The organism is Streptomyces sp. NPDC021093 (assembly GCF_044333135.1).
Lineage (GTDB): Bacteria > Actinomycetota > Actinomycetes > Streptomycetales > Streptomycetaceae > Streptomyces.
Genome location: NZ_JBIRQJ010000012.1, coordinates 133181 through 152214 on the forward strand (window position 1 = coordinate 133181; position 19034 = coordinate 152214).

Sequence of the window (19034 nt, forward strand, 5' to 3'; positions counted from 1 at the left end):
GCCGGAATTCACTGTAAGTGCATCTGAAGTCTTTGGAGTGACCGTGGCTGCCAACTGCGACGTCTGCGGCAAGGGGCCGGGCTTCGGCAACAACATTTCGCACTCGCACCGCCGTACCCCGCGTCGTTGGAACCCCAACATCCAGCGCGTGCGTGCAGTGGTCGGTCGGACGCCGAAGCGGCTTAACGTCTGCACCTCGTGCATCAAGGCCGGCAAGGTCTCGCGCTGACGTCTAGATAGCGCGGCCACCTAGCTGGTTGCTTAAGGAACCGGTCCACCCTCGGGTGGGCCGGTTCTTTTCTTGCCCGGAAACGGTTACGTAGCCCCAGACCCCCCTCCGCACCCCCTCTGTCCAGCAGAATCGGCGGGTGCGCTTCGGACTGCTGGGCCCCATGGAGATACGTACCGACGACGGAGAGGCCCTCGACCCCGGCGGCGAACGGCCGCGTTCCCTGCTCGCCCTGCTGCTGCTGGACGCGGGCCGCACGGTCGGCACGGAGCGGCTGCTTGAGGGGCTGTACGGGGACGAGCCGCCCACCCGCGCGGCGAACGCCCTCCAGTCGCAGGTTTCCCGGCTGCGGCGGCGGCTCGGGACGCTCGGCGCGGGCATCGAGTCGCTGCCCGCCGGCTACCGCCTCGATGTCGCCCCGGACACGGTGGACGTGCACCTCTTTGAGGCGGCGGCGCGGGCGGGACGCGAGGCGCTGGGCACGGGCGAGCACGGCAGGGCCGCGGAACTGCTGCGCGAGGCGCTCGGTCTGTGGCGGGGGCCCGCCCTGGCCGACCTGGCGTCGGTGCCGTTCGCACACGCGGAGGCGGACCGGCTGGACGCGATGCGGCTGGGCGTACGGGAGGACCTGGCGGAGGCGGAGCTGGGCGGCGGCGCGGGGCCGGGGTCCTGGCTCGTACCTGAGCTGCGCGAACTCGTCGCCGTGCATCCGCTGCGGGAGCGGCTGTACGGGCTGCTGATGCGGGCGCTGCGGGCGGCCGGCAGGCCCGCGGAGGCCCTGGCCGTGTACGAGGACGCCCGGCGGGCCCTCGCCGAAGCCCTGGGCTCCGATCCTTCGCCCGAGCTGGCCGCCCTCCACCTGGAACTCCTGCGCCCGGCAGCGGCCGCCGTACCGCGCCCCGTGCCCGCCCGGCTCACCAGCTTCGTGGGCCGTACCCGGGAGCTGGAGCGCCTCGGTGAGCTCCTTGCCTCCTCGCGCCTGGTGACCCTCACCGGACCCGGCGGGGCGGGCAAGACGCGGCTCGCGGTGGAGGCGGCGGAGCGCTGGCCGGGCGAGGTCTGCTACGCCGAGCTGGCACCGGTGCCGGACGCGGCACGGCTGCCGTACGCCGTGCTGGGAGCGCTCGGCGTAAGGGGCGGCGGCTTCCGGGAACGGACGGGGCCGGGCACGGGACTCGGGCCGGGGGACGCGACGGACCGGCTGCTGTCCGCGCTGGCCGCGTTCGAGGGGCGCCGGCTGCTGCTCCTGCTCGACAACTGCGAGCACCTGGTCGACGAGGTGGCCGGGCTGAGCGCACTGCTCCTCGGGGTTTGTCCTGACATATGGATCCTGGCGACGAGCCGCGAAGGGCTCGGCATCACCGGGGAGACCCTGGTGGCGGTGGAACCCCTGGGCGCCCCGGCGGCGGTGCGGCTCTTCCTGGACCGGGCGGCGGCGGTCCGCCCCGGCCTCGCACTCCGGCCGGGGGACGAAGGCCACGCGCGCGTGGAGCACATCTGCGCCGCTCTGGACGGACTGCCGCTCGCCCTCGAACTGGCGGCGGCCCGGCTGCGCACCCTCTCCGTCGGCGAGATCGCGGACCGGCTCGACGACCGGCTCGGCCGCGGCGGCGACGACCGCTTCCGGCTGCTGTCGCGCGGCGACCGTACGAAGGAGGCCAGGCACCGCACCCTGGGCGCGGTCGTGGAGTGGAGCTGGGAGCTGCTCGACGAGGCGGAGCGGGAACTGGCACGGCGGCTGACCGTGTTCGCCGGGGGCGCGACGCTGGACGCGGTGGAACGGGTCTGCGGGGTCGACGACGCGGACGGCCTGCTGGCCTCGCTCGTCGAGAAGTCCTTCGTGACGGCCGTCGACGGCCGGTACCGGATGCTGGAGACCGTCCGGGCGTTCTGCGCCGCACAACTGGGCGACGCGGAACGGGAGTTCCGGGACGCCCACGTGGCGTACTTCCTCGCGACGGCCGAGACCGCCGAGCCCCTGCTGCGCGGCGGGGACCAGCTCCGCTGGCTGGACCGTCTCGACGCCGAGCACACCAACCTCCTGACCGCACTGCACCACGGCAGCACCGCCGCCTCTTTGAGGCTGCTGGCCTGCCTGTCCTGGTACGCACCGCTGCGCGGCCGGGCGGGCGAACTGGCGGCCGCGGCCCGGGAACTGCTGGCGCGGGCCGGGGACGAGCCGCCCGAGGGACTCCTGGAGGAGTACGCGCTGTGCCTCCTGGCCGCCGTCGGCCACCGGGAGGGGACGGACGGCGGCGCTGCGGACGAGGCGCTGATCGCCCGCGCCGACACCCTGATGGCGGGCCTGGTCGGACGGCTGCGGATGCCGCACGCCCTGACGCTGTGGTCGCTCGCGGCGGGCCCGCAGACCGGTGCTCAGTCGACGGAGGCGGCGCAGGCGTACGGGAACAGCAGTCCGTGGGCGGCCGCGCTGCTGCGGATGGGCCGCGCCTACCAGCACCTCTTCGAGGGACGGCCGGGACCGGCCGAGGAGGGGTTCGCCGCCTCGCTCGACGGGTTCCGCGCGACCGGCGACCGGTGGGGCATCGCCAACGCGCTCGACCCGCTGGCCATGTTCGCGCACTGGCGCGGGGACACCGACCGGGCGCTGGCCCTGCTCGGCGAGGCACTCGGCCTCGTACAGGAGCTCAGAGCGCCAGAGGAGACCGCCGACATGCTGCTGCGGCGGGCCCACGTGCTGCTGCACGCGGGCCAACAGGCGGAAGCGGTCGCCCTGTTCACCAGGTCGGCGGAGCTGGCACGCTCCATCGGCCTGCTGGACAAGGCTGCGGGTGCGGTGCGCGGGCTCGGTGACGCGGCCCGCCTGTCCGGGGACACGGCACGCGCGCGCGTGCACTACGAGGCGGCGCTCGAAGGGGGCTCGGCGGACTGGTTCGGGACGGGGGAGACGCTGCGGGTGTTCCTCGGTCTTGGTCGCACGGCGTCGGCGGAGGGGGACGGGGCACAGGCCCTGGAGTGGTTCGAGCAGGCGGCGGCGCTGGCGGAGGAGACCCCGGGAAGGCTGCTGCTCGCCGAGATCGCCGAGGCGCGGGCGGCTGCGGCAGATCCGCTGCGGGCGGCGGAGCTGCTGGGCGAGGCGGAAGGGCTGCGGGGCACGGCGCTGCTGGGCGACCGGGATGTCGTACGGACGCGGGAGACGGCCCGGGGCGCGCTGTCGGGCGCCGAGTACGGGGCGGCGTACGAGCGGGGGCGCCGGGCCCGCGCTTGAGGGCCTGGGTGAGGAGCCACGTGAGGGCCTGTGGTGAGGGGTCTGCGGGTGAGGTGTCCGCGGGGTTTTCCACAGGGCGCGGGCGTTGTCAGAGGGATGGTGTCCAATGGATCTCGTGCCCTCGCTCGACGAATCACTCAAGAAGACACTCGGCGGCACCACCGCGAAGGTGATGGCCGAGCACCTCGACCTGCACACGGTCGGTGACCTGCTGCACCACTACCCCCGGCGGTACGCCGAGCGCGGCGAGCTCACCCAGCTCGCCGACCTCCCGCTCGACGAGCACGCCACCGTCGTCGCCCAGGTGGCCGACGCCCGCGTCCTGCGCTTCAACAACGGCAAGGGCCAGCGCCTCGAAGTCACCCTCACCGACGGCAGCGGCCGCCTCCAGCTGGTCTTCTTCGGCAAGGCGATCTACCACCACCAGAAGGAACTGCTGCCGGGCCGCAAAGGCATGTTCTCCGGCAAGGTCGGCGTCTTCCGCAACATCCGCCAGCTCTCCCACCCGGCGTACGAGATGCTCGGCAAGGACGCGGGCGAGGACGCCGTCGCGGCCTGGGCGAACCAGCTGATCCCGCTCTATCCGGCCTGCGCCCAGATGGAGAGCTGGAAGATCGCCAAGACCGTCGACCTCGTCCTGGCCTCCATGGAGGCGACCGAGTGGGCCGAGATCGTCGACCCGCTGCCCACCGCACTCCGCGAGGGCCGGGGCCTCGTCGAGCTTCCCGACGCCTTCCGCAAGATCCACCGGCCGCGTACGAAGGCGGAGATCGCCGAGGCCCGCGACCGGCTGAAGTGGGACGAGGCATTCGTCCTCCAAGTCGCCCTCGCCAGACGCCGGTTCGCCGAGACCCAGCTGCCCGCCGTCGCCCGTAAGCCCGTCCCCGACGGCCTGCTCGACGCCTTCGACGCCAAGCTCCCCTTCACCCTCACCGACGGCCAGCGGAAGGTGTCGAAGGAGATCTTCGACGACCTCGCCACCGAGCACCCGATGCACCGGCTCCTCCAGGGCGAGGTCGGATCGGGGAAGGCCCAGCCGCTCGACTCGCTGGTGCTGACGCCACAAGGGTTCCGACGAATGGGAGACCTGGCCGTCGGGGACGAAGTCGTGGCGCCGTCGGGCGAGGTCGCGGTACTGGACGGAGTCTTCCCCCAGGGAGAACGGGACGTATGGCAGATCCAGCTCTCCGACGGCACTTCTGTGGAGTGTGACGACGAACATCTCTGGATCGTCGGTACGAGCTGCGCCTGGGACCGGGGGCAGGCCCCCAAGGTCATGACCACTCGCGAAATCAGGTCGGACACGTACAAGGCCAACGGGAGCTCGAAGTGGTACCTCCCCGTGGCGGCTCCGGTGGATTTGGGAGGTGACCAACCCCTTCCCCTCGATCCGTACCTTTTCGGTCTCCTTCTCGGAGACGGGTCGTTCCGTCACAACCTGCGCTTCAGTTCTGTCGACGACGAACTCATTGCCGCGGTCCGATCCACAGTGGCCCCGGAGTGCGAGCTGCGCCAGGTCCCGGGATCCGGCTGTGACTTCACCATCCGTATGGCGGGGCCGAGGGGCGGGACACGTCGCAATCCCGTCATTGCCGAGCTTCGGGTCCTTGGCCTGTGGGGGGCTTCCGCGCACGACAAATTCGTCCCGATGGAATTCAAGGAAACGTCGATCAAGAACCGCTTGGCGGTCCTACAGGGCCTGATGGACACCGATGGCACGGTGCAGGCCAACGGCATGACCGCTTCGTTCTGTTCCGCTTCCCGGCGGCTGGCTGACGACGTCGCGTGGCTCGTACGGTCCCTCGGCGGGAGAGCGAGGGTTCTTCCGAAGAAGGCCGCGTACAACGTGTCCGTGGCCCTGCCCGACCACTGCCCGCCCTTCCGATTGGAGCGGAAGGCGCAACGGATGACGGGCAGGCCGAAGTACAACACCTTCCGGCGGGGAATCCGCGCGGTCGAGTACGTCGGCCGCAAAGAGGTGCAGTGCATCAGCGTTGCCCATCCGAGCCACGCATACGTGACGGACCACTTCACCGTCACCCACAACACCATGGTCGCCCTGCGCGCCATGCTCGCCGTCGTCGACGCGGGCGGGCAGGCCGCCATGCTCGCGCCCACCGAGGTGCTCGCCCAGCAGCACCACAGGTCCATCACCGAGATGATGGGCGATCTTGCGGAGGGCGGCATGCTCGGTGGCTCCTCGCTCGGCACCAAAGCGGTGCTGCTCACCGGGTCGATGGGGATGCCCGCCCGGCGCCAGGCCCTCCTCGACCTGGTCACGGGCGAGGCAGGACTCGTCATCGGCACGCACGCGCTGATCGAGGACAAGGTCCAGTTCCACGACCTCGGCCTGGTCGTCGTCGACGAACAGCACAGGTTCGGCGTCGAGCAGCGCGACGCGCTCCGCTCCAAGGGCAAGCAGCCCCCGCACCTCCTCGTCATGACGGCCACGCCCATCCCGCGCACCGTCGCCATGACCGTCTTCGGCGATCTGGAGACCTCCGTCCTGGACCAGCTCCCCGCCGGGCGCTCGCCGATCGCCACCCATGTCGTCCCCGCCAAGGACAAGCCCCACTTCCTGGCCCGCGCCTGGGAGCGCGTCCGGGAGGAGGTGGAGAACGGGCACCAGGCGTACGTCGTCTGCCCGCGCATCGGCGACGGCGAGGACGAGCCCAAGAAGAAGTCCAAGAAGGCGGCCGAGGACGCGGAGGATCCCGAGAAGCGGCCCCCGCTCGCCGTCCTGGAGATCGCCGAGCAGCTCCGTGCGGGACCGCTCGCCGGGCTGCGCGTGGAAGTCCTGCACGGACGCATGCAGCCCGACGACAAGGACGACGTGATGCGCCGCTTCTCCGCGGGCGAGGTCGACGTCCTGGTCGCCACCACCGTCATCGAGGTCGGGGTCAACGTCCCCAACGCCACCGCCATGGTGATCATGGACGCGGACCGGTTCGGCGTCTCCCAGCTGCACCAGCTGCGCGGCCGGGTCGGACGAGGCTCGGCACCCGGCCTGTGCCTCCTGGTCAGCGAGATGCACGAGGCCAGCCCTGCCAGGGCCCGGCTGGCTGCCGTGGCCGCCACCCTCGACGGCTTCGAGCTGTCCCGCATCGACCTCGAACAGCGCCGCGAGGGAGACGTCCTCGGCCAGGCCCAGTCCGGAGTCCGCTCCTCGCTGCGCGTCCTGGCCGTCATCGAGGACGAGGAGGTCATCGCCGCCGCCCGCGAGGAGGCCGTCCGGATCGTCGCCGACGACCCCGAACTGGAGCGGCTGCCGGAGCTGCGGACGGCGCTGGACGCGCTGCTGGACAAGGAGCGGGAGGAGTACTTGGACAAGGGCTGATTGTGCGCCGCCTGCCCCAACTGCCCCTTATGGCAATGAGGTTGACGCGCGCACGGGAGGTGCACAGGATCACCGCGACATCTCCGAATCCTTGAGGGGCACGATGAACAGCGGCACCACCCACAGCACCGGCAGACGTACGCTCGGACGCGCCGCCGCCGCCCTCGGCCTGACCCTGGCCCTGGTCTCCGGCGCGCTCGCCACAGCGGGCACGGCACAGGCCAGTCCGAACGACACGGGGTCGTTCAGCTTCTCGGGCGACGAGGGTGACTTCATCAGCCAGGGCCGGTCGTACGCGTACTCCACCGCGAACAAGGACACCGTCCAGGCGGCGGGCAGCGAGACCGGCAGCTCTCTCTATCTCCGGGTCGAAGCCGCCGACAGCTCCACCTGGACCCTCCGGTTCCAGGCCGACGAGGCCCTCAAGCCGGGCAAGTACACCGCCGGCGCCAAGGGCAACCCCCACATGGAGCTGTACGGGAACGGCCGCGCCTGCTTCGACGGCGCCACCGGCACCTTCGAGATCAAGGAGCTCGTCCTCGGCCCCCGCGAGTACGTCGAGAAGCTGGACGTCGCCTTCGAGTACCACTGCGGGGGCGGCGAGGCCGCCTCCCGGGGCGAGTTCCACGTCACCAACCCGCCCCCGCCCGCCGAACTGGCCGTCGGTATCGACGTGGCCCCCAAGGGGCAGGCCAACGCCCTGAACGGCAAGGCCACCGTGCACGGCGCGGTGAGCTGCAACGTGCCGAGCGAGACCCACATCTACGTCGACCTCACCCAGGTGAAGAACAAGGTCATCATCCGCGGTGCGGCCGGTGACACCGTGGCCTGCGTGCCCGGAGCACCGGTCCCCTGGACCCTCACGGTGGTGCCCACGGGAACCACCCCGTTCCAGCAGGGCAAGATCGAGGCGGTCGCCAGCGTGATGGCGGACGACCCGTTCTACGGCGGCACCACTACGGCGGGGAAGACCGGCGTGCTGCAGCTCGTCAAGAGCTGAACCCCACCCGCCCCACCGGCCCCGGTCGCACCCCACCCGTGCGGCCGGGGCCGACGCCTGCCGGTCCGACGGCGAGCTGAGAGACTGGCCCGGTAGGCAGCCCGTACCGACCAAGGACTTGAGCAGATGACCCGCGTGATCGCAGGTACCGCCGGCGGACGACGTCTGGCCGTCCCGCCGGGCGACGGCACCCGCCCCACCTCCGACCGTGCGCGCGAGGGCCTGTTCTCCACCTGGGAGGCGCTCCTCGGCACCCTCGAAGGCATCCGGATCGCCGATCTGTACGCGGGGTCCGGCGCCGTCGGCCTCGAAGCGCTGTCCCGCGGCGGGGTGCACGCCCTGCTCGTCGAGGCCGACCAGAAGGCCGTCCGTACGATCCGGGACAACGTCCGGACCCTGGGCCTGCCCGGCGCCGAGGTCCGCGCGGCCAAGGCGGAGCAGGTCGTGACGGGCCCGGCGCCCGCCGAGCCGTACGACATCGTCTTCCTGGACCCCCCGTACGCCGTCACCGACGACGATCTTCGCGAGATTCTCCTCACACTCCACGCCCAGGGCTGGCTCGCCGAGGACGCCCTGGCCACCGTGGAACGCAGTACGAGGGGCGGAGAATTCAACTGGCCCAAGGGATTCGAGCCACTGCGGGCCCGTCGCTACGGCGAAGGAACGCTTTGGTACGGTCGCGCCGCCTCACCGTGCGAAGACGCACGATGACCGGACCGGAGAGACAGGGACCACAGATGCGCCGAGCAGTCTGTCCCGGGTCGTTCGACCCCATCACCAACGGACACCTCGACATCATCGGCCGAGCCTCCAGGCTGTACGACGTGGTGCACGTCGCGGTGATGATCAATCAGTCGAAGCAGGGCCTCTTCTCCGTGGAGGAGCGGATGGAGCTGATCAGGGCGGCCACCGCCGACTACGGGAACATCGTGGTGGAGTCCCACCACGGCCTTCTGGTCGACTTCTGCAAGGACCGCGACATCCCCGCGATCGTCAAGGGTCTGCGCGCCGTCAGCGACTTCGACTACGAGTTGCAGATGGCCCAGATGAACAACGGCCTCTCGGGCGTCGAGACCCTGTTCATACCGACCAACCCCACCTACAGCTTCCTCTCCTCCAGCCTGGTCAAGGAGGTCGCCGCCTGGGGCGGTGATGTCGCCCACCTGCTGCCGGAGAACGTCCACGAGGAGCTGACGAAGCGCCTCGCGGAGAAGCGCGTCGAAGCGCGGGGGAACTGACAGACCGTCACCCGGTGTCGGACGGGAGGCGACTGGCCTTACAGTCGTCCCGTCCGTCTCCAAACCAGGCCGAGAGAGTGGCGAGCACACGGTGGACGTGCAGAACAAGCTCGATGAGATCGTCCAGGCGATCGGCAACGCCCGTTCGATGCCCATGTCGGCCTCGTGCGTGGTCAACCGCGCCGACCTGCTCGACATGCTCGAAGAGGTACGGCAGGCACTGCCCGGCTCGCTGGCCCAGGCCCAGGAGCTGATCGGCGGCCGCGAGCAGGTGGTCGAGCAGGCCCGCCAGGAGGCGGAGCGGATCATCGAGTCCGCCCAGGCCCAGCGCGGCGACCTGATCTCCGACACCGAGGTCGCCCGCCGCTCCCAGGCCGAGGCCGACCGCATTCTCGCGGAGGCCCGCCAGGACGCCGAGGAGATCCGCGCGGAGGCCGACGAGTACGTCGACTCCAAGCTCGCGAACTTCGAGGTCGTCCTCACCAAGACCATCGGCTCGGTCGGCCGCGGCCGCGAGAAGCTGCTCGGCCGGGGCCCCGGCCTCGACGAGCAGGGCTACACGGACGAGGACGCCCCGGACTACAGCCCGGACCCCTCCACTCTGCTGCACCGCGCCGACGAGTACGTCGACACCAAGCTGGGCGCCTTCGAGGCCGTCCTCGCCAAGACCCTCGAAGCGGTCGGCAAGGGCCGCCAGAAGCTGCACGGCCGGGTGGCGTCCGACGAGCTCGGCATGCACATGGCGGAGCAGGACGGCCTGGACCACTCGCAGCTGCGCGGCAGCGACGCCGACTTCCTCGCCGACCTCGCGGAGCCGCAGCCCGCGTCCCCGGCCAGGGCCCCGGAGTCCCCGCAGGTCCAGCCCCAGATCCCGGCCCAGCAGCCGTACGACCCGTACGCGGCGCAGTACGGCCAGCAGCCCCAGGCCCAGCCGCAGGCCGTCCAGCCCCAGGCCCAGCCGCAGGACGCCTACGCGGCCTCGTACGGCCAGCAGCAGGATCCGTACGGCTACCAGCAGGACCCGTACGCGGCCTCCTACCCGCAGCAGGGCTACGACCAGTACGGCCAGCCCGTACAGCAGCAGTCCCAGCCGCAGCAGCCCCAGATGCCTCAGCACCAGCCCCACCAGACCCAGCAGGCCCACCAGTCCCAGCCGTCGCAGCAGGGCGCCCTCGACGAGACCAGCATGTTCGACACGAGCATGATCAATCTCGACCAGCTGCGCGAGTACGAGCAGGGCCGCTAGGCCCCTGCGACCAGGGTCGCCGGGACCGGATTGGGCCCAGGGCGAAGCGTCCAGTATCCTGGCCATTCGTCGCGGACCACGTCTGCGATTTCGGCTGCCCGATTCGCCATGGACCTTACGTCCTGCGACGTTACGGCGGCCCTTCTCCACAGCAATCCGAAAGCAGGAAGTCCCCTGAGTACGCACCTCGACCACCGCAACCCCCTCGTGTTCGACACACACGAGCTGGGCCGGCGTCCCGGTGCGCTCCAGCGGCTGACCCGCTCCGCGGAGGCCCCCAAGGACTTCGGTGTCGAAGGGGTCATCGGCGTACCGGAAGGTGCGCCCTTGGAGATCAGGCTCCGCCTCGAATCCGTCATGGAAGGGGTGCTTGTCACAGGCACCGCCCGTGCCACGGCCGAGGGGGAGTGCGTAAGGTGTCTGGAGCCGGTGCGACTTGACGTCAAGGCGGACTTCCAGGAGATGTTCTCGTACCCTGACGCCGACGACCGGGGCCGTGCAAAAGCGGAACCGGGCGACGACGCCGAGGACGACGAGGACACGCTTTTTCTTGAGGACGGCTTGTTCGACCTCGAACCGGTGCTGCGTGACGCGGTAGTGCTTGCACTGCCGATGCAGCCGGTGTGCCGGGAAGACTGTGCAGGGCTGTGCTCGCAGTGCGGGACCAGCCTGAACGAGAACCCCGACCACCACCATGACGCCGTCGACATCCGTTGGGCGGCGCTGCAGGGACTCGTCGAGACCGGCCAGGTCGACGAGAAGGACAACGTGAACGACGCTGAATCTGGCGTCGACGAGAAGCAGGAGAAGTAGCCGTGGCTGTTCCGAAGCGGAAGATGTCGCGCAGCAACACGCGCCACCGCCGGTCGCAGTGGAAGGCTGCGGTCCCCACCCTGGTGTCGTGCGAGCGCTGCCAGGAGCCGAAGCTCCAGCACATTGCGTGCCCGAGCTGCGGCACGTACAACAAGCGCCAGGTCCTCGAGGTCTGAGCGGCTGGTGAGAGGCACCATGTCTGAGTCACACAAGACGGACAATGCCTCGTCTCACACGCTTCTGGAAGGGCGGCTCGGGTATCACCTCGAGTCCGCCCTTCTGGTGCGTGCGCTGACCCATCGTTCGTACGCGTACGAGAACGGCGGCCTGCCGACGAACGAGCGTCTGGAGTTCCTCGGGGACTCCGTGCTCGGCCTCGTCGTCACGGACACGCTGTACCGCACCCACCCCGACCTCCCGGAAGGCCAGTTGGCCAAGCTCCGGGCCGCGGTGGTCAATTCTCGTGCGCTGGCGGAAGTGGGCCGCGGCCTCGAACTCGGCTCCTTCATCCGGCTCGGCCGGGGCGAAGAGGGCACGGGAGGCCGGGACAAGGCATCCATCCTTGCCGACACCCTGGAAGCGGTGATCGGCGCGGTCTATCTCGACCAAGGTCTTGAGGCAGCTTCCGAGCTGGTGCACCGGCTCTTCGATCCACTGATCGAAAAGTCGTCCAGTCTCGGCGCCGGTCTGGACTGGAAGACCAGTCTCCAGGAGCTCACCGCGGCCGAGGGGCTCGGTGTTCCCGAGTACCTGGTCACGGAGACGGGCCCGGACCACGAGAAGACCTTCACTGCTGCCGCCCGCGTCGGTGGTGTCTCGTACGGCACCGGCACCGGCCGCAGCAAGAAGGAAGCGGAACAGCAGGCGGCGGAGTCCGCATGGCGCGCGATCAGCGCGGCTGCGGCGGAGCGCGAGGCAGCGGCGAAGGCCGAGGCCGAGAATCCGACGCCACCGGCCGAGCCGGAGGCCTCCGCGGCTCCGGCTTCCGAGTCGGAGGACGACAGCAAGTCGTCGGTCGTCTGACCCGTAGCAGTCCGTCCGGCCCCGGTACCACCCCCGCAAGGGGCGGCACCGGGGCCGGACGCATATGACCCTGCAAGAGACGCATCACACGCATCACGCGAGGAGTGCCGCCGTGCCCGAGCTGCCCGAAGTGGAAGTCGTACGCCGTGGACTGGAGCGGTGGGTCGCCGGGCGGACCGTCGCCGAGGTCGAGGTGCTGCACCCGCGCGCGGTGCGCCGCCATCTCGCCGGCGGTGCGGATTTCGCGCTGAGGCTGCGGGGACAGCGCATCGGGACGGCCCGACGCCGCGGCAAGTACCTCTGGCTGCCTCTTGAGGGCGAGCCGCTGGCGGTGCTCGGCCACCTCGGGATGAGCGGGCAGCTGCTCGTGCAGCCCGAGGCGGCGCCCGACGAGAAGCACCTGCGGGTCAGGCTGCGCTTCACGGATTCGATCAGCGGCTCCGCCGCGGGCGGTCCCGGTACGGAGCTGCGCTTCGTCGACCAGCGGACCTTCGGCGGCCTTTCGCTGCACGACACCACCCCCGACGGCCTCCCCGACGTCATCGCGCACATCGCGCGCGACCCGCTGGACGAGGCGTTCGACGACGCGGCCTTCCACACGGCACTGCGGCTGCGGCGTACGACGATCAAGCGGGCGCTGCTCGACCAGTCGCTGATCAGCGGGGTCGGCAACATCTACGCGGACGAGGCCCTCTGGCGTTCGCGACTGCACTACGACCGGCCGACCGCGAACCTGACCCGGCCGCGCTCCACCGAACTGCTCGGTCACGTACGGGACGTGATGAACGCGGCACTCGCCGTCGGCGGCACCAGCTTCGACAGCTTGTACGTCAACGTGAACGGCGAATCGGGGTACTTCGACCGGTCCCTCGACGCGTACGGGCGCGAGGGCGAGCCGTGCGGCCGGTGCGGCACCGCGATGCGGCGGCGCCCGTGGATGAACCGGTCCAGCTACTTCTGCCCGCGCTGCCAGCGACCGCCGCGCATCACGGCGTGATCATTGCGGCGGAACGGCGGAGGGCTCAGAACCCGAATGCGGCCTGTGGGCTGAGCTAGAACCCGAAGTCCTGCGTCCACCACGGGCCGCCGTCGCCCATGTGCACGCCGACACCCAGCGTCGTGTAGTCGCAGTTCAGGATGTTCGCGCGGTGGCCCTCGCTCTTCATCCAGGCGTCCATCACCGCCTGGGCGTCGGCCTGGCCGCGGGCGATGTTCTCGCCGCCGAGGTCCTTGATGCCCGCTTTCGCGGCACGGTCCCACGGGGTCGCGCCGTCCGGGTCGGTGTGCTCGAAGAAGCCGCGGGAGGCCATGTCGCGGCTGAAGTTCGCGGCCAGCGTCGCCAGACCGGTGTCCGGGCGGACCGGGCTGCAGCCCGCCTTCGCGCGCTCCTGGTTGACCAGGGAGAGGACGGCGGCGGCCGCGTCGTTCGCGGAGGCCGGGGCCTTCACCGGCTTCTTCCGCGCAGGGGCCTCGGCCGGGGGTGCGCTCCTGGTGCGCTCAGGGGCGGTGGTCTCCGGAGCCTTGGCGGGCTCCTTCTTTGCGTCCTCAACCGTCTGCTTCTGCGAATTCTCGACAGGCTTCCGGTCCTTGGCCGCCGGAGTGGAAGGCGCGGGAGCGGGGGTCTTCGAGGGACCCTGGGGCCGCTCCCCGCCCCGCGCGGAGGCAGGGGTGGACGCACGGTCGGTGGGGCTCGCCGAAGCACCGCCCTGGGCCCTGAGGTCCACCGCACCGCCCGCGGTCACGCGGTCGCCGGAGCCGTTCCCGCTGCTGCCGAGGGTGTAGTTGTCGCCGCCGGGAAGGATTCCGGAAGCAACCGCCACGGCCCCGAAGGCCACGGCCGCTGAGACTCCGAGCAGCCCGGTCCGCACGGGCACGGCCCGCTTCTTCCGGCGGCCGGCGCCCCGGTTACCACCTGTCGGAGCGTCCGTGCAGTCTTCTGCGGCGGGCCCGGCGGCAGTGCGTCGATGGCGTCCCATCTGCTGTGCCCTTCCTCAAAACTCGACGGTCAATGTGTTCACCCATATGGATGAGGCTCATTGGGTCGGGACTGTACGGCATGACGGGTGGGGGCGAAGTGCCTCGTGAGGATTTGGCCGGTTAGCGTGCAGGCATGAACGAAGATGCACGGGCGGACGCGCGGCTCACCGCCTGGGTACGCGGCCGAGTACAGGGAGTGGGCTTTCGCTGGTTCACCAGGGCAAACGCACTGGAGATCGGCGGCCTCACCGGCTTCGCCCTCAACCTCGACGACGGCCGGGTGCAGGTGGTGGCCGAGGGCCCGCGTGAGAATTGCCACCGGCTCCTTGAGTGGCTGCGCTCCAGCGACACTCCCGGCCGGGTCGACGGTGTCACTGAGATATGGGGCACACCGCGTGGGGGTTACACCGGCTTCGCGATCCGCTGACCGGGCCGGCTCCGAGGTGCTTCCCGCCGCCTCTCGTACGGGCCGCGGAAGGCTCGTACACGAGGCGGCAGGTGCGTGCGTTCCGTGGAAAGGCCCTGGTGGTTGCCAGATTGGGCTTGCCGTGGAAGGCTGCCCGTACGAGGATGATCTCTACGCCCCCAGGGCCCCGCAGGAGATGCGTCGCCGGTGCCAGCGCTCGTCGCGGCACGGCAGTACGCCCCCGGGTTTGCCCGTTGATACGGGGTGTGATCGTGTTGACCGTCAAACTTTTTGGTGAGACTCTGGAATCCCCGCGCACCTTAGCTGTTTGGCAGCGAGAACCAGTGAGAACCGCAGTGAAACAAACATCACTGCCAAGCACCGCGGGTGCGATTCCCTCACGACCCACACCGCTCTCGGTCGGTCACTCAGTGTGGAGGACCACTCATCATGGCAAAGGCGCTTCTCGGTTACGTCGGCGGCTCCGATCCGCGACTCCTCGCCGAGATGCGACGGCTTCAGCAGCGTGTTCAGGATCTTGAATCCGAGCTCAACCGGATTCAGAACGAGAACGACACGCTCACCGCCGCCGCTCAGCACCGCGGAGATTCTTCTCTGCTCGACGAGGACTTCGACATCGACGTCCCGCGCGCGGAGCCCGCGCTCACCTGATTCAGTTGTTTCCGCCCCAGGTCGTCACCTGTGCCGGTCTCCACGGATCTGCAAGGGACGTTTCGGCGTCCCTTCTTTCTTTCCTTCTTCGGCCTCGGTCTCTCTTCGGCCTCGGTCAACCCCCCGGTCGCACCGCGTTTTCTTAACGTCTGATGTGCCCTGCACGTTCATCGGTGAAACCGCGACAGCCCGGTAGAGTCCGGCTGCGTGCATCTCAAGGCCATGACCCTCCGAGGTTTCAAGTCATTCGCGTCCGCCACGACGCTCCGCTTCGAGCCGGGCATCACCTGTGTCGTGGGGCCCAACGGGTCGGGCAAGTCCAATGTGGTGGACGCGCTCTCCTGGGTCATGGGAGAGCAGGGCGCCAAGTCGTTGCGCGGCGGCAAGATGGAGGACGTCATCTTCGCCGGCACGACCGGGCGGCCCCCGCTCGGCCGGGCCGAAGTCTCGCTCACCATCGACAATTCCGACGGCGCGCTGCCCATTGAGTACGCCGAAGTCACCATTACGCGGATCATGTTCCGCAACGGCGGCAGCGAATACCAGATCAACGGCGACACCTGTCGGCTGCTCGACATTCAGGAACTCCTCTCCGACTCCGGTATCGGCCGGGAAATGCATGTCATCGTCGGGCAGGGCCAGCTCGATTCCGTTCTGCACGCCGATCCGATGGGCCGCCGCGCTTTCATCGAGGAGGCGGCGGGCGTTCTCAAACACCGCAAGCGCAAGGAGAAGGCGCTGCGGAAGCTGGAGTCGATGAAGGCGAACCTGGCGCGGGTGGAGGACCTGACCGGTGAACTCCGGCGCCAGCTCAAGCCGTTGGGCCGACAGGCGGCCGTGGCCCGGCGGGCCGCCGTCATCCAGGCCGACCTCCGCGACGTCCGGCTGCGGCTGCTCGCCGACGATCTCGTCACACTCCAGGAGGCGCTCGGCGCGGAGATCGCCGACGAGGCCGCGCTGAAACAGCGCAAGGAGGCTGCCGAGGCGCAGCTCAAGGCCGCCCAGCAGCGCGAGGCCGAGCTGGAGGAGGAGGTGCGGCGGCTCGCGCCGAGGCTCCAGCGGGCACAGCAGAGCTGGTACGAGCTGTCGCAGTTCGCCGAGCGGGTACGCGGCACCATTTCGCTCGCCGACGCCCGGGTGACCAGCGCGAACGCGGCTCCCGATGAGGAACGGCGGGGCCGCGACCCCGAGGACATGGAGCGCGAGGCCGCCCGGATCCGCGAGCAGGAGGCCGAGCTGGAGGCCGCTCTGGAGGCGGCGCGGCACGCCCTGGAGAACACCGTCGAGCACCGCGCCGAGCTGGAGCGGGACCTGGCGGCGGAGGAGCGCCGGCTCAAGGACCTGGCGCGGGCGATCGCCGACCGCCGCGAGGGTCTCGCCCGGCTGAACGGGCAGGTCAACGCGGCCCGCGGCAGGGCGGGTTCGGCCCAGGCCGAGATCGACAGGCTCGCCGAGTCCCGGGACGCGGCGCAGGAACGTGCCGTCACGGCCCAGGAGGAGTACGAGCAGCTCAAGGCCGAGGTGGACGGGCTGGACGCGGGCGACGAGGAGCTGGCCGTACGGCACGAGGACGCGAAGCGTGAACTGGCCGACGCCGAGCGTGAGTTGGCGTCCGTACGGGAGGAGCTGACGACCGTCGAGCGCAGCCGTGCCGCGACCTCCGCCCGCCGCGAGGCCCTCGCGCTCGGGCTGCGCCGCAAGGACGGGACGGGTGCGCTGCTCGGTGCGGGGGAGGGGCTCTCCGGGCTGCTCGGACCGGCCGCCGAGCTGCTGACGGTCACACCGGGCTACGAGGTCCCGGTGGCGGCCGCCCTCGGTGCGGCTGCCGACGCGGTGGCGGTGACCGGCCCGGCGACCGCCGCCGGGGCGATCCGGCTGCTGCGCAAGCAGGACGCGGGGCGGGCGGCGCTGCTGCTCGCGGGGGAGGGGAGGGCTCTCGACGCCCTGCCGCAGGCCCCCGCACCGTATGCCGTCGAATTCGTCCGGGGCCCCGACGATGTGATGCCGGCCGTGCGGCGGCTGCTGCACGGTGTCGTCGTGGTGGACTCGCTGGAGGAGGCCGAGGGCCTGGTCTACGCGCACCCGGCGCTGACCGCCGTGACGGCCGAGGGGGATGTGCTGGGGGCGCACTTCGCGCAGGGCGGTTCGGCGGGTGCGCCGAGCCTCCTCGAAGTGCAGGCGTCCGTCGACGAGGCCGACGCGGCCCTCGCGGAGCTGGGCGTTCGGTGCGAGGAGCTGGCGGTGACGCAGCGGGCCGCCGGGGAGCGGAAGGCCCAATGCGCCGCACTGGTCGAGGAGTTGGGGGAGACGAGGCGGGCCGGGGACCGTGAGAGGTCGGCGGTCGCGCAGCAGCTGGGGCGGCTCGCCGGGCAGGCGCGCGGCGCCGCGGGCGAGGCCGAGCGGTCGGCAGCCGCGGCCGCCAAGGCGCAGGACGCGCTGGAGCGGGCCACCGAGGAGGCCGAGGAGCTGGCGGAGCGGCTCGCGGTCGCCGAGGAGGCCCCGGTGGAGGAGGAGCCGGACACCTCGAAGCGGGACCGGCTCGCGGCCGACGGGGCGAACGCGCGCCAGACCGAGATGGAGGCCAGGCTCCAGGTCCGTACCCACGAGGAGCGGGTCAAGGGCCTGGCCGGACGGGCCGAATCGCTCGACCGGGGCGCCCGCGCCGAGCGCGAGGCCCGGGCGCGGGCCGAGCAGCGACGGGCCCGGATGCGGTACGAGGCGCAGGTCGCGGCGGCCGTGGCGGCGGGCGCCCGGCAGCTGCTCGCGCACGCCGAGGTCTCTCTCGTACGGGCCGGCGAGGAGCGGTCGGTGGCGGAGACGGCGAAGGCAGGGCGGGAGCGGGAACTGGTCGCCGAGCGCGGCCGGGGCCGGGAGCTGAAGCAGGAGCTCGACAAGCTGACCGATTCGGTGCACCGGGGCGAGGTGCTCGGAGCGGAGAAGCGGCTGCGGATCGAGCAGTTGGAGACCAGGGCCCTGGAGGAGCTGGGCGTGGAACCGGCCTCGCTGGTGGCGGAGTACGGGCCCGCGCAGCCGGTGCCGCCGTCGCCGCCCGCCGACGGGGAGGAGCTGCCGCAGGACCCGGAGGACCCCCGCAACCTGCCCCGCTCCTTCGTGCGCGCCGAGCAGGAGAAGCGGCTGAAGGCCGCCGAACGGGCGTATCAGCAGCTCGGAAAGGTGAATCCGCTGGCTCTTGAGGAGTTCGCGGCGCTGGAGGAGCGGCATCAGTTCCTCTCCGAGCAGCTGGAGGACCTCAAGCGGACCAGGGCCGACCTGATGCAGGTGATCAAGGAGGTCGACGAGCGGGTGGAGCAGGTCTTCACCGAGGCGTACCGGGACACGGCGCGGGAGTTCGAGGGCGTCTTCTCGCGGCTGTTCCCGGGCGGCGAGGGGCGGCTGATCCTGACCGATCCCGAGAACATGCTCACGACCGGGGTCGATGTGGAGGCGCGTCCTCCGGGCAAGAAGGTCAAGCGGCTCTCGCTGCTGTCGGGCGGGGAGCGGTCGCTGACGGCGGTGGCGCTGCTGGTGTCGATCTTCAAGGCCAGGCCCAGTCCCTTCTATGTGATGGACGAGGTCGAGGCGGCGCTGGACGACACCAACCTCCAGCGCTTGATTCGGATCATGAAGGAACTCCAGGAGAGCTCCCAGCTGATCGTGATCACGCACCAGAAGCGCACGATGGAGGTGGCGGACGCCCTCTACGGCGTATCGATGCAGGGTGACGGGGTCTCGAAGGTGATCAGCCAGCGGCTGCACTAAGTCCTGAATTCACGCCTTTCCGGGTTTTTCAGGTCTATTTCGGGCTGCCTGGGTCCATGGGGGTGCCCTGCTATTGACTTCAAAAGGTGAAGGATTACGATCTCC

The 19034-nt window shown here is 70.6% G+C and carries 15 protein-coding genes; 14 read left to right on the forward strand and 1 reads right to left on the reverse strand.

Translation table 11 applies throughout. The annotated features are described in order from the left end of the window. Positions 1-43 precede the first annotated feature (43 nt). The 11 genes from rpmB (at position 44) to mutM (ending at position 13112) form a co-directional block, all read left to right on the forward strand. Positions 44-229 carry a 50S ribosomal protein L28 gene (gene rpmB, locus ACH4SP_RS33285; RefSeq protein WP_015036441.1) on the forward strand — a complete coding sequence of 62 codons (186 nt, stop codon included), beginning with the start codon at positions 44-46 and terminating at the stop codon, positions 227-229. 139 nt (positions 230-368) lie between these two features. Next, a complete protein-coding gene (locus ACH4SP_RS33290; RefSeq protein WP_398420514.1) occupies positions 369-3458 on the forward strand; it encodes a BTAD domain-containing putative transcriptional regulator in 3090 nt (1029 codons plus the stop codon). Between the two features lie 106 nt (positions 3459-3564). Further along, positions 3565-6795 (forward strand): helicase-related protein, encoded by a 3231-nt coding sequence (locus tag ACH4SP_RS33295; protein ID WP_398420516.1) that lies wholly within the window; start codon positions 3565-3567, stop codon positions 6793-6795. Between the two features lie 103 nt (positions 6796-6898). Further along, the gene (locus ACH4SP_RS33300) at positions 6899-7795 is read left to right on the forward strand and encodes a hypothetical protein (RefSeq protein ID WP_398420518.1); all 897 of its coding nucleotides are present in this window, start codon (positions 6899-6901) and stop codon (positions 7793-7795) included. 126 nt (positions 7796-7921) lie between these two features. Then, complete coding sequence (gene rsmD, locus ACH4SP_RS33305) at positions 7922-8506, forward strand: 16S rRNA (guanine(966)-N(2))-methyltransferase RsmD (protein ID WP_398420520.1); 585 nt, start codon at positions 7922-7924, stop codon at positions 8504-8506. A 26-nt stretch (positions 8507-8532) separates the two neighbouring features. After that, complete coding sequence (gene coaD, locus ACH4SP_RS33310) at positions 8533-9033, forward strand: pantetheine-phosphate adenylyltransferase (RefSeq protein ID WP_398420522.1); 501 nt, start codon at positions 8533-8535, stop codon at positions 9031-9033. 91 nt (positions 9034-9124) lie between these two features. Further along, positions 9125-10279, forward strand: coding sequence for an ATP synthase F0 subunit B (locus ACH4SP_RS33315; protein ID WP_398420524.1), 1155 nt, complete (start codon positions 9125-9127; stop codon positions 10277-10279). A 108-nt stretch (positions 10280-10387) separates the two neighbouring features. Continuing rightward, positions 10388-11092, forward strand: coding sequence for a YceD family protein (locus tag ACH4SP_RS33320; RefSeq protein ID WP_398420525.1), 705 nt, complete (start codon positions 10388-10390; stop codon positions 11090-11092). Between the two features lie 2 nt (positions 11093-11094). Next, positions 11095-11268 (forward strand): 50S ribosomal protein L32, encoded by a 174-nt coding sequence (rpmF, locus tag ACH4SP_RS33325; RefSeq protein WP_003965982.1) that lies wholly within the window; start codon positions 11095-11097, stop codon positions 11266-11268. A 19-nt stretch (positions 11269-11287) separates the two neighbouring features. Next, the gene (gene rnc, locus ACH4SP_RS33330; protein WP_398420527.1) at positions 11288-12115 is read left to right on the forward strand and encodes a ribonuclease III; all 828 of its coding nucleotides are present in this window, start codon (positions 11288-11290) and stop codon (positions 12113-12115) included. Positions 12116-12227: 112 nt separating this feature from the next. Further along, positions 12228-13112, forward strand: coding sequence for a bifunctional DNA-formamidopyrimidine glycosylase/DNA-(apurinic or apyrimidinic site) lyase (mutM, locus tag ACH4SP_RS33335; protein WP_398420529.1), 885 nt, complete (start codon positions 12228-12230; stop codon positions 13110-13112). 55 nt (positions 13113-13167) lie between these two features. On the opposite strand, the gene ACH4SP_RS33340 is transcribed toward mutM, so the two are convergent. Next, a complete protein-coding gene (locus ACH4SP_RS33340; RefSeq protein ID WP_398420531.1) occupies positions 13168-14091 on the reverse strand; it encodes a CAP domain-containing protein in 924 nt (307 codons plus the stop codon). 134 nt (positions 14092-14225) lie between these two features. Here ACH4SP_RS33340 and ACH4SP_RS33345 point away from each other — a divergent pair, with 134 nt between their 5' ends. The 3 genes from ACH4SP_RS33345 (at position 14226) to smc (ending at position 18929) form a co-directional block, all read left to right on the forward strand. Beyond that, complete coding sequence (locus ACH4SP_RS33345) at positions 14226-14519, forward strand: acylphosphatase (protein WP_398420533.1); 294 nt, start codon at positions 14226-14228, stop codon at positions 14517-14519. 429 nt (positions 14520-14948) lie between these two features. Beyond that, positions 14949-15170 carry a hypothetical protein gene (locus ACH4SP_RS33350; RefSeq protein ID WP_266658765.1) on the forward strand — a complete coding sequence of 74 codons (222 nt, stop codon included), beginning with the start codon at positions 14949-14951 and terminating at the stop codon, positions 15168-15170. Between the two features lie 207 nt (positions 15171-15377). Further along, positions 15378-18929, forward strand: coding sequence for a chromosome segregation protein SMC (gene smc, locus ACH4SP_RS33355; protein ID WP_398420536.1), 3552 nt, complete (start codon positions 15378-15380; stop codon positions 18927-18929). Positions 18930-19034: the final 105 nt, after the last annotated feature.

What these genes read in the sequence shown, in the direction of transcription:
- ACH4SP_RS33295 (WP_398420516.1), top strand. Translation starts at nt 3,565, where the DNA reads ATGGATCTCGTGCCCTCGCTCGACGAATCACTCAAGAAGACACTCGGC.
- ACH4SP_RS33300 (WP_398420518.1), top strand. Translation starts at nt 6,899, where the DNA reads ATGAACAGCGGCACCACCCACAGCACCGGCAGACGTACGCTCGGACGC.
- rsmD (WP_398420520.1), top strand. Translation starts at nt 7,922, where the DNA reads ATGACCCGCGTGATCGCAGGTACCGCCGGCGGACGACGTCTGGCCGTC.
- coaD (WP_398420522.1), top strand. Translation starts at nt 8,533, where the DNA reads ATGCGCCGAGCAGTCTGTCCCGGGTCGTTCGACCCCATCACCAACGGA.
- ACH4SP_RS33320 (WP_398420525.1), top strand. Translation starts at nt 10,388, where the DNA reads ATGGACCTTACGTCCTGCGACGTTACGGCGGCCCTTCTCCACAGCAAT.
- rnc (WP_398420527.1), top strand. Translation starts at nt 11,288, where the DNA reads ATGTCTGAGTCACACAAGACGGACAATGCCTCGTCTCACACGCTTCTG.
- ACH4SP_RS33340 (WP_398420531.1), bottom strand. Translation starts at nt 14,091, where the DNA reads ATGGGACGCCATCGACGCACTGCCGCCGGGCCCGCCGCAGAAGACTGC.
- ACH4SP_RS33345 (WP_398420533.1), top strand. Translation starts at nt 14,226, where the DNA reads ATGAACGAAGATGCACGGGCGGACGCGCGGCTCACCGCCTGGGTACGC.
- ACH4SP_RS33350 (WP_266658765.1), top strand. Translation starts at nt 14,949, where the DNA reads ATGGCAAAGGCGCTTCTCGGTTACGTCGGCGGCTCCGATCCGCGACTC.